This window comes from Mycobacteriales bacterium (assembly GCA_035550055.1).
GTDB lineage: Bacteria > Actinomycetota > Actinomycetes > JAFAQI01 > JAFAQI01 > DASZTV01.
Genome location: DASZRO010000116.1, coordinates 1 through 8,595 on the forward strand (window position 1 = coordinate 1; position 8,595 = coordinate 8,595).

At 69.7% G+C, this 8,595-nt stretch carries 9 protein-coding genes; 1 reads left to right on the top strand and 8 read right to left on the bottom strand.

The features are described from left to right. On the bottom strand, positions 1-430 hold a 430-nt coding region (locus tag VG899_16580), incomplete at its 3' end, for an acyl-CoA dehydrogenase family protein (GenBank protein ID HWA67982.1). Positions 431-515: 85 nt separating this feature from the next. Here VG899_16580 and VG899_16585 point away from each other — a divergent pair. After that, positions 516-1,616 (top strand): acyl-CoA dehydrogenase family protein, encoded by a 1,101-nt coding sequence (locus VG899_16585; GenBank protein HWA67983.1) that lies wholly within the window; start codon positions 516-518, stop codon positions 1,614-1,616. Between the two features lie 65 nt (positions 1,617-1,681). On the opposite strand, the gene VG899_16590 is transcribed toward VG899_16585, so the two are convergent. From VG899_16590 to VG899_16620, 7 genes are read right to left on the bottom strand one after another with little or no spacing between them, the layout of a single operon-like run. Further along, positions 1,682-3,139, bottom strand: a complete 1,458-nt coding sequence (locus tag VG899_16590) for an AMP-binding protein (GenBank protein HWA67984.1) — start codon at positions 3,137-3,139, stop codon at positions 1,682-1,684. A 16-nt stretch (positions 3,140-3,155) separates the two neighbouring features. Continuing rightward, complete coding sequence (locus tag VG899_16595) at positions 3,156-4,064, bottom strand: SDR family oxidoreductase (protein ID HWA67985.1); 909 nt, start codon at positions 4,062-4,064, stop codon at positions 3,156-3,158. Positions 4,065-4,087: 23 nt separating this feature from the next. Then, a complete protein-coding gene (locus tag VG899_16600) occupies positions 4,088-5,017 on the bottom strand; it encodes an alpha/beta hydrolase (GenBank protein HWA67986.1) in 930 nt (309 codons plus the stop codon). A 13-nt stretch (positions 5,018-5,030) separates the two neighbouring features. Continuing rightward, positions 5,031-5,726, bottom strand: coding sequence for a helix-turn-helix domain-containing protein (locus VG899_16605; protein ID HWA67987.1), 696 nt, complete (start codon positions 5,724-5,726; stop codon positions 5,031-5,033). Beyond that, a complete protein-coding gene (locus VG899_16610) occupies positions 5,723-6,184 on the bottom strand; it encodes a hypothetical protein (GenBank protein HWA67988.1) in 462 nt (153 codons plus the stop codon). The genes VG899_16605 and VG899_16610 overlap by 4 nt, the downstream gene beginning before the upstream one ends. After that, positions 6,181-7,230 (bottom strand): alcohol dehydrogenase catalytic domain-containing protein, encoded by a 1,050-nt coding sequence (locus tag VG899_16615; protein ID HWA67989.1) that lies wholly within the window; start codon positions 7,228-7,230, stop codon positions 6,181-6,183. The genes VG899_16610 and VG899_16615 overlap by 4 nt, the downstream gene beginning before the upstream one ends. Before the next feature lie 10 nt (positions 7,231-7,240). Next, positions 7,241-8,461 carry an alcohol dehydrogenase catalytic domain-containing protein gene (locus VG899_16620; protein ID HWA67990.1) on the bottom strand — a complete coding sequence of 407 codons (1,221 nt, stop codon included), beginning with the start codon at positions 8,459-8,461 and terminating at the stop codon, positions 7,241-7,243. Positions 8,462-8,595: the final 134 nt, after the last annotated feature.

An 8,595-nucleotide genomic window follows, 5' to 3' on the forward strand; every position in this document is an offset into this window, starting at 1 on the left:
GCAGGTTGGCGAGGTCGGATCCCGCCTCCGGCTCGGAGAAGCCCTGGCACCAGTGCTCCTCGGCGTGCAGGATGCCGTGCAGCCACCGGTCCTTCTGCTCCTGGGTGCCCCAGCGGATGATCATCGGGCCGATCTGCCAGACGCCGTTGGCGTTGTAGATGCCGGGCGCCTTGGACTTCGCCATCTCCTGGGAGTAGATGACGTTCTGCATCAACGTGGCCTCGCGGCCGCCGAGCTCCTTCGGCCAGTTGATCGCCGCCCAGCCGCCTTCGGCCATGACCTTCTGCCACGCCTTGCGCTTGGCGTAGAGCTTGTTCTGGCCTTGTACGTCGGGGATCTCTCGCTCCTCGAAGGCGGCCAGAGCCTTGTCGAGCCACTCCCGGAGCTCGGAGCGGAACGCCTCGTCCTCAGGCGTGTACGCGAAATCCATGAGGGTGAACCTATCGCGCGGACCGGGCCCGACGCGCCGTTCCCTGACATTTGCGTCAGGGAACGCCAGCCGTGAGGATGGCGCCGTGGACTTCGACTTCAACGACGACCAGAAGGCGCTCCGGGAGGCCGTCCGCGACGCGCTCGCCGGCATGGTCGATGCGCCGGGGCTGCTCGCGATGGCCGGCGACGGCGGTCGGATGCCGGACGAGCTCTGGCGTCGGATCGCCGACCTCGGCTGGCCCGGCCTGCTGGTCCCCGAGGCGCACGGCGGCCTCGGCCTGGGACTGGTCGACATGACCGTCGTGTGCGAGGAGATGGGCCGCGTCCCGCTGCCCGGCCCGTACTTCTCCTCTGCGGTCTTCGCGACCCTTGCGTCGTTGCGGCTCGGTGCCGACGAGCTTCTCGCCGACCTGGCATCCGGCGCGAAGCGCGGCACGGTGGCCGTCGACGAGCTGGGTACGTCGGGCGACCCGCTCGGCTCGATCAGGACCGAAGCCACCACTTCCGGTGACGGCTGGGTGCTCGACGGCCTGAAGCCGACCGTCCCGGACGCCGCCACCGCGGACTGGGTGATCGTCGTGGCGGCCGACGACGACGGCCTCGCGGCGTACCTCGTCGAAGGCGCGGCGGCGGAGTCGGTGCCGGGCATGGACCCGACCCGCGACCTCGGTCGGCTGGAGCTGAAGGGCACGCCCGCCCGCCGGCTCGGCCCGGCAGGCGACCAGACGGCGCTGCTGCGGCGGGTCGCCGACGACGCGTCGGTGATGCTGTGCGCCGAGCTGGTCGGCGCGGCGGAGGCGTCGTTCGAGCTCGCGGCGGAGTACTCGAAGAGCCGGGTGCAGTTCGGCCGCCCGATCGGGACCTTCCAGGCCGTCAAGCACATGGCCGCGGAAATGCTGCAGGACCTCACGCTGGCCCGCGTCATCACCCACTACGCGGCGTGGTGCTCCGACGTGGACGCCGAGGACCGCGAGCTCGCCGCCGGCATGGCCAAGTCCTGGGTGGCCGAGGCCGCGATCAACGTGACGGGCACGAGTATCCAGGTGCACGGCGCGGTCGGGTTCACGTGGGAGTGCCCGGCGCACTTCTACTACAAGCGGGCCAAGGCCACCGACCTCGTGCTCGGCAAGCAGGCCTGGCAACGCCAGCGTGTGGCAGACCTGGTCCTCGGCGCCGCCTCCTGACGCCGAGCCCTACGTAGTTGGTCTTTCAGCGGGGTCTGAGTGACCAAAAACGTTGGGCTCGACGGTCACTTCAGCAAGGGGTGGTGTTGCAGTTCGCGCTTGAGCACCTTGCCGGTGGCGTTTCTCGGGAACTCCTCGACCAGGTAGATCCGCCGTGGCGCGGCGTAGTCCGCGACCCGCTCCTTGCACCACGCGGTCAGCTCCTCCGGCGTGGCCGCGCCCGCCTCGGTGAGTACGACGAAGCCGACCACGTCCTCGCCGAGCACCGGATGCTCGACGCCGACGACCGCGGCCTCACGTACGCCGGGGTGCTCGTAGAGGGCCGACTCGACGTCGGTGGCGTGGATGTTGAGCCCGCCGCGGATGATGACGTCCTTCGCCCGCCCGGCGATGTAGAGATAGCCGTCCTCGTCGAGCCTGCCCAGGTCACCGGTGCGAAGCCAGCCGTCCTCGTGGAACATGTCCTGCGCCTCGGCCGGCACCTTGTAGTACTCCCGCAGCTTGCCGGCCGGCTTCACCTGCACGTTGCCGATCTCGCCGACCGGCACCTCGGCCCCGTCGTCGTCGAGGATGCGGACCTTGGCCGGGGGGACCGCCAGGCCTACCGAACCGGGATGACGGCGCAGCTCGCCTTTCGGCATGAAGAAGTACGCCGTACCGGCCTCGGTCATCGAGTAGGAGTTCGTGACCATCGCATCCGGTACGACGTCCTGCATCGCGAGCAGCGTGCTCGGCGCGATGGGCGCCGACCCGACGGAGACCATCTCGACACTCGACCAGTCGGTCCTGGTGGTGCGCTCGTCGGCCAGCAGCAGCTCGACCATCGCCGGCACCAGGAACACGCACTTGGGACGGGTCGACTCGATGAGGGACAGCCACTCGCCGGTGTCGAACTTCGGCAGGTAGAGCGTGTACATCCCCATGCGCATCGGCTGGTAGACGAACGTCAGCCCCGAGAACGTGAACATCGGGCAGGCGTGCAGCCACGGCCGGCCGCTCCACTGCGGCTCGGACGTGATGACCAGGGCGGAGTTGCTGTGCCGGATCGCGACGCCCTTCGGCGCGCTCGTCGTGCCGGACGTGTAGAGGATCTCGGCGAGGTCGTCACTGTCGCGATCGACCTGTACGTCGGTCGAGTCGTCGGCGAGCAGCGTCTGCCAGCCGACGCCGCCGGGCGCGAGGTGGCTGAGCTCAGGCGCGACCACGGTCACCGCCGGCTCGCAGTGCTTGAGCACGCCTTCGACGAGGTTCGGGGCCATGCGCACGTTGACCGGAACGGCGACCGCGCCGGCCTTGTGGATCGCGGCGTACGCCTGCACGAACGCGAGCCCGTCCTCCGGTCGCATGACCAACGCGACCCGGTCGCCGGCATGGACGCCCGCGTCGACCAGTCCGTGCGCCAGCCGCGACGCCGTGTCGTTCCATTCGCCGTAGGTGATCGACCCGACGCCGTGTACGACGAAGCCGGGCTCGTCCGCGAGGTGGTCGGCCGCCCAGCGGAGCTGGTCGGGGATCAGCGCCATGCGATGACCGGTCGGCTCAAACCAGCTGGAACGGCGGGATGCCGGAGTCGTGGTTTGCGAACAGCTTCGGCGCCGCCTCGATCAGCCCGTCCACGGTCCACGCCTTGCCGCCGGCGTCGACCGAGCCGCCGAGGGTGAAGCCCTTGGCCACCTGGACCTCGCTGCCCCACACCACGAACACCTGGCCCGTGACGTCCTGCGCCGCAGGGCTGGCCAGCCAGCCGACGAGCGGTGAGACGTTCTCCGGCGCCCAAGCGTCGAACTCGCCTTCCTTGACCTCACCGAAGCCGGCGAACGTCTGCTCGGTCATCCGGGTCCGGGCACGCGGTGCGATCGCGTTGGCGGTGACGCCGATCTTGGCGTACTCGCGGGCGGTCACCCAGGTCAGCGCGACGATGCCCGCCTTCGCCGCGGCGTAGTTGGCCTGGCCGGCGTTGCCGAACAGCCCCGACTCGCTGCTGGTGTTGATGACCCGGCCGTACACCGGATCGCCGGCCTTCGAGCGCGCTCGCCAGTAGCCGCCGGCGAAGTGCGTCATCGCGAAGTGGCCCTTGAGGTGTACGTCGATGACGGAGTCCCAGTCGTCCTCCGTCATGTTGTAGCTCATCTTGTCGCGCAGGATGCCGGCGTTGTTGACGACGATGTCCAGGCCGCCGAACGTGTCGACTGCCTGGTTGACCATGTCCTCGGCCGCCTTGAAGTTCGAGCAGCTGTCGTAGTTGGCGACCGCGTCGCCGCCGGCCGCCTTGATCTCCTCGACGACCTGCTGCGCCGGGCGGTTGTCGGTGCCGGCGCCGTCCCACTCGCCGCCTAGGTCGTTGACCACGACGCGGGCGCCCTCGGCGGCGAGCAGGAGCGCGTGGGTCCTTCCCAGACCCCGGCCAGCGCCGGTGACGATGGCGACCTTGCCGTCGAGCAGACCCATGACTGTTTGCCTCTTCCTCGTGCTCAGTGGGTGGGAAGGACTTCGTCGAGGAAGTCCCGGATCAGGTTCGCGGTCGTTGCCGGGTTGTCGCCGGCAGCCAGATGCCCGGCCGAGGCGATGGTCGCGACGCGCGCGTTGGGAATGATCGAGGCGACCTCGGTGGCGCCGTCGCTGGACAGCACGTCGCTTGCCGCGCCGCGCAACACGAGCACCGGGATCTGGATCTTCGCCGCCTCCGCGTCGAGACCGACCAGGATGTCGTTCTCCCAGTCGGTGTCCCGGATGTTGGCCATGCGCTCGCGGCTGATGCGGCCGAGGCTGTGCTTCCACACCCACCGACCGTCGGGGCGCTGGCGGAGGTTGCGCTTGAGCCGGTCGGGCGGCGACGGTTTGCGGTTGGGCAGGTACTCCGCGATGGCTGCGCCGGCCTCCTCGAGCGAGCCGAACGACTCGTGCTTGGTCATGAAGTCGATGATGCGCTGGACGCCTTCGGGCTCGAGCCGGTGGCCGACGTCGATCAGGATGATCGCCGACACCAGGTCCGGCGCAGCCGCGGCCAGCGTCATCGCGACGATGCCGCCGAGCGAGGCGCCGATGATCGCGACCGGTCCGACGCCGAACTCCGCGAGCAGGCCCGGGACGGCCGCAGCCAGGTGCTGGCGGGACACGCCCTCGGTGTCGGTGAGCGAGTCCGATTCGCCGTGGCCAGGGAGGTCGATCGCGATGACGTGGCACTTGTCACGCAGCTTCGCGCCGATGTCTTCGAACATGTACGCCGTCTGGCCGCCGCCGTGCAGCGCCAGCACCGCGGGCGCGCCGGCGTGCCCCCACTCCAGGTAGTGCACCTGCCGGCCGTCGACGAGGGTGAACCCGCTCCGCCCGCCCGCGGGTACGTCGTGGCGCTCGGGCTCGTTGTCGGGAACGTCCCTGACGACGGCGTCAGCCTCGGACATGTGCGCCATTCAATCAGCCCGCTTTGCGGATCCGGCGAGGTCGCCTGCTCGCGGCGCGGTCGGGGACGAAGAAGCCCTCGAAGACCGCGCGGGTGAGGATCTCGATCGCGTCCTCGCGGGAGACGTCGGCTTGGTGTGACTCCCGGAAGTAGTTGAACCGCTCGAGCATCGACAAGCAGGCGAGCCCCTCCGCGACGCCTCGGTCGTCGAGCACGCGCACCTCGTGGATGCGAGTGGCCAGCGCCGTCGACAGCTGCATCAACGACGTTCGGGCGCGAAGCCCGAGGTCGCGGTCGTTGAGCTCCCACTCGGTCCATGCGCGGATGACGCTGCCGTGCGCGGCGTACAGGTCGACGAACTTCGTCACCCAGTCGCGGATGGTTGCCCGACCGTCTTCGTCGGGGGTTACCGGACCGAGCGAGGCGCCGAGCGCCTCCATCTCCGACATGGTGTCCAGAGCGAGGGCCTTGAACAAGTCCTCCTTGTTGGAGAAGTATAGGTAGAAGGTGCCGTGCGAGGTCTTCGCCGCCTTCACGATGTCGTCGACCCGCGCGTTGTGGAAGCCCTGAGCCGCGAACACGGCCTGGCCGGCGGCGAGCAGCCGTTGCATCGTCTTGCGGCCCTGCGCCCGCAGCTCGCGTTCCTGGGCGGGCGCGCCACCGCGCGCGGAGGGCCCGCGAGCGGTGGTGCCGCTCGGTGCGGCGCTCACTGGGCCTGCTGCTTCCAGTTGAAGTACTGCACCTCGACCTTGAGCGGGAGGATGTGGCGAACGTAGAAGGCGTGCAGCTCGAGCATCCCGAAGTCGTCGAGCATCTTGTCCTCGAGGACGGTCCGGTCGTCCCGTTCGCTGTACGCCTTCGCCCGGTCGTAGAACTCTTCGAGCTCGGCGAGGGTGGACACCGACATCCCGAAGTGGTCCATCGGGTTGGTCGTCATCGGCTTGTCGTCGGCCTCGATGAAGACGAACTGCCCGAACTCGTAGGCCATCATCACCAGGCGCTTGCGGTCGATCGTCTCGGTCGGCAGCTCCTGCCAGCCGAAAACCTCGCCGTAGAAGTCGAGGATGGCCTTGCGGCCGTCCTCGTCCAGCAGATCGGCCGGCACGGTCATGGCGACGTGGTTGAACGTCGGGGTGTTCGCCGTACGCCCGGCGGGGTTCGAGGTCATGGCCGCACCAACGCTTTCGTCGGGATCTCTCCGGCATGCAGCCGGAGCATCGTGTCGAGCAGGTCGTCGAGCCCGACGTCGTCGGGACACATCAGCGCGTCGACCGGGAGCCGGCCCGATGCCAACAGGCCGAGTGCGGCATCGATCCCGCCTTCGTCGTAACAGTAGGCGCCGGTCACGACCAGCTCGTTGAGCAGGATCCGCATCGCGTCCATCCGCACCGACAGGTCGCCGGTGCCCAGCAGCACCAGCGTCGCGGTGGGGCGCAGCAGGGCGAGCGCCGCGGCGACGGCCGACTCCACTCCGGAGGTCTCGAAGGCGTAGTCGAAGCCGTCCTGGTGGGCCTGCGTCGGCATCGCCGGCGCGGGCGGCAGATCCTCGGGGGCGAGCGCTGCGGTAGCGCCGGCTGCGACGGCCTGGTGGCGGCGTACGCCGGACGGCTCGCACACCGTCACGTCCGCTGCCCCCGACGCGCGCAGCGCCGCGATCACCAGCTGCCCGAGTGGCCCGCCGCCGCTGACCAGGATGTGGAGCTTCGCGCGGTCCTCGGGCAGCTTGGCGACCGAGATACCGTGCAACGCGACGGCCAGCGGCTCGGAGAGCGCGGCGACCCGCAGGTCGAGGCCGTCGGGCACTCGGTGCAGGGTGTCGGCGCCGGCGAGCAGATAGTCGGCGAACGCGCCGCCGAGCTCGCTGCCGTCACCGTGCCCGCTTCCGGTCGCCCGGATCGGGTCGGCGAGACACAACGCGGGCCGTCCGCTGCGACACCAGGCGCACTCGCCGCACCAGGGCGGTCCGCCGACGACCGGATCCCCTGGCGACCAGCCGGCGACGTCAGGTCCGACCGCGGAGATAGTGCCCGACCACTCGTGGCCGCCGACGGTGCCCGGCGGCATCCAGCCTTCGAGCGCGCCGTGCAGGTCGGTGCCGCAGATTCCGCACCATTCGACCCGGACCAGGACCTGGCCCGGGCCGGGCGTGGGGACGGCCGCCTCGCGGACGGCGATCCGGCCCGCGCCCTCGATGACGGCGCTGCGCATCCTCATGAACCGTGCGTCATCGGTAGTCGAACGCGACCTTGATCGTGCCGGTCTCGCCCTGCCGCGCGATGGTGGTGAACGCCTCTCGCCAGGTGTCGAGGGTGAACTGATGGGTGAGCATGTCGCTGATGTCGATGCCCCCGGTAGCAGCCCAGTCCAGGTAGTGGGAGATGGCGTGCTTGCGGACGCCGCCGACCTCTTCGACGCCGAAGGCGTTGGAGCCGATCAGGTTGAGCTCCTTGAAGTACCAGGGGCTCCACTCGAAGCGGCCGGCCTGGCTCACCCCCGTCATGACCATGCGACCGCGCGCCCGCAGGACCCGGACCGAGACCTCGATCGTCTCGGGTGCCGCAACGGTGTCGTAGACGATGTCGACGCCGCCGGGAAAGGTCATGGGCAACCCTTCCCAAGGCTTGTAGAGCTTGCCCTCCGACCAGTCGGCGACAGCCTCGACCAGCCCGCCCGTCGGGTCGTGGAAGAAGGCCTTGGCGCCGTGACGGGCAGCCGCGTCGGCCTGGTGCTGCCACTTCACGATCGCGCCGACCTGCACGTCGGGGTGGAGCTTCGCCAGCACGGCGAGGGTCGACAGCCCGAGTGCACCGATGCCATATACGAGTGCCCTCCCGCCGGCCGGCGGCGGATTGCGCAGCACCGAGTGCAGCGCCACCGAGAACGGGTCGGCGAGGACCGCGATCTCGTCCGGCACGTCGTCGGGGCAGGGGATCGCCATCGAGGTGTGCGCCGGGACGAGCTCGGCGAAGCCGCCGCTCGCCGTCGAAGAGTTGCCGGTGTGGATCCCGGGTGCGAGATGGCCCTCGGTGAAGTGGTGGCAGAGGTTGAAGTCGCCGGCCTGGCACGACGGGCACATCGGCGAGATGCCGCGCGGGCCGCACGACAGCCAGGGATTGAGGACCACGCGCTCGCCGATGCGCCGGCCCGAAGTCGGCCCGATCTCGACGATCTCGCCGATCACCTCGTGGCCCAGAACCTGCGGGAAGCTGATCATCGCCGTCATCGACGAGTCGCCGTCGCCGTCCATGAAGACCTGCTTGGCGTCGGACCCGCAGATCCCGCACAAGTTGGTCTTGATGATCACCCAGTCGTCGGCAGGCAGCGCCGGGTCCGGGATGTCGCGCAGGTCCATCGGCACCGTGGCGAGCGCCTTCTCCGCCGGCAGCGCGTCCTCCGGCAACGGCTGCCCAGGTGTGGTGCTCACGCCGAAGATCAGTCCACGCATCAGACGGCGTCCTCTCCGTGGTCGCGCCCGAGGTGGGCGTGACCGTGACCGAAGTTCTTCGTGGCGTTGCGCAACGCGGTCGCCATGATCGTGAGTGTCGGGTTCTGCGCGCCGCTGCTCGGGAAGACCGAGCC

Excerpts from the sequence above, each read along its gene's own strand:
- VG899_16590 (HWA67984.1), bottom strand. The coding sequence starts at position 3,139 with ATGGCGCTGATCCCCGACCAGCTCCGCTGGGCGGCCGACCACCTCGCG.
- VG899_16595 (HWA67985.1), bottom strand. The coding sequence starts at position 4,064 with ATGGGTCTGCTCGACGGCAAGGTCGCCATCGTCACCGGCGCTGGCCGG.
- VG899_16600 (HWA67986.1), bottom strand. The coding sequence starts at position 5,017 with ATGTCCGAGGCTGACGCCGTCGTCAGGGACGTTCCCGACAACGAGCCC.
- VG899_16610 (HWA67988.1), bottom strand. The coding sequence starts at position 6,184 with ATGACCTCGAACCCCGCCGGGCGTACGGCGAACACCCCGACGTTCAAC.
- VG899_16615 (HWA67989.1), bottom strand. The coding sequence starts at position 7,230 with ATGAGGATGCGCAGCGCCGTCATCGAGGGCGCGGGCCGGATCGCCGTC.
- VG899_16620 (HWA67990.1), bottom strand. The coding sequence starts at position 8,461 with ATGCGTGGACTGATCTTCGGCGTGAGCACCACACCTGGGCAGCCGTTG.